This window comes from Mesorhizobium sp. M1E.F.Ca.ET.063.01.1.1, assembly GCF_003998155.1.
GTDB lineage: Bacteria > Pseudomonadota > Alphaproteobacteria > Rhizobiales > Rhizobiaceae > Mesorhizobium.
Map to the genome: position 1 here is coordinate 1 of NZ_RZSC01001271.1, position 987 is coordinate 987.

A 987-nucleotide genomic window follows, 5' to 3' on the forward strand; every position below is an offset into this window, starting at 1 on the left:
CAGATGCAACAATGGCGGCTACAGAATCACATACAATTCAACCGCTTCAAGCCATTTTCCGACGGCGCCTCTTCACGCTTGACCACAGCACGAAGCAAATGTGTGCGCACGCTAGCCCCCTTGTGGGAGAAGGTGTCGCCGAAGGCGACGGATGAGGGGTGTTCCAGGGAACGCCAACGTCTCACTCCGCTGGAACACCCCTCATCCGTCTCGGCGCTGCGCGCCGATCCACCTTCTCCCACAGGGGGAGAAGGGAAAAAGCGTCAATTTCAATCAACTTTTAATCTTTTTTGGCCGCGCCTCTGGACAAGGCGAATCACCTTTGATTCTTTAATGACGATTCGGGCGTGCGGCGTAGCCGGATCGTCAAGTATGCGGCAAATCGGGGAGTGCCATTTATGGCCAAGACGGACGCGTGGGGCGCGCCCGGAGGGAAGGCTTTTGCGCGTCGCGTGGCAAGGGGCGACGGGCTTGCCGGCAACGCGCGCCTGATCGCCGAGCCCGCCTACCAGCGGCTGCTGGCGGCGGAGCCGCTGCTGCGCCGCTCGATCCCCGCATTGATCGTCATCTTCCTGATCGTCATCGCCGCGCTGCGCTTCCTGTCGCTGGTGAACGAGCGCGACGAGGTCGAACGGGAGACCAAGGCGGTGCTGTCTTTGGCCGCCGGACAGATGGCGCAGGCAATCACCGCGAACCCGAGCGCGGCCGGCGCCAATGCCGTGGACCTCCTGGAGACCACCAGCCGCCAAGGCGCCATGGGCCGCAGCCACGTGCTTGCCATCACCGACGGCGCCTTCAAGATCATCGCCGTGTCGCCATTGTCGACCGGCTGGCGGGGGCGCCCGCTCGACAGCCTTGTGCTCGGCGGACAACCGCTGTTCATGTTCGGCGACCGCGCCGGCGTGATGGATGTCAGCATCGGCGGCAAGGACTGGTTTGCCGCCGTCAGCCTCACAGGCGACCGCAAGAACGCCGCGGCGGGTCTCC

At 64.1% G+C, this 987-nt stretch carries 1 pseudogene; it reads left to right on the top strand.

What is annotated here, in order from left to right:
* Window positions 1-398: 398 nt before the first annotated feature.
* Window positions 399-987, top strand: a pseudogene (locus tag EOA29_RS37865) (PAS domain-containing sensor histidine kinase); the annotation flags it as partial.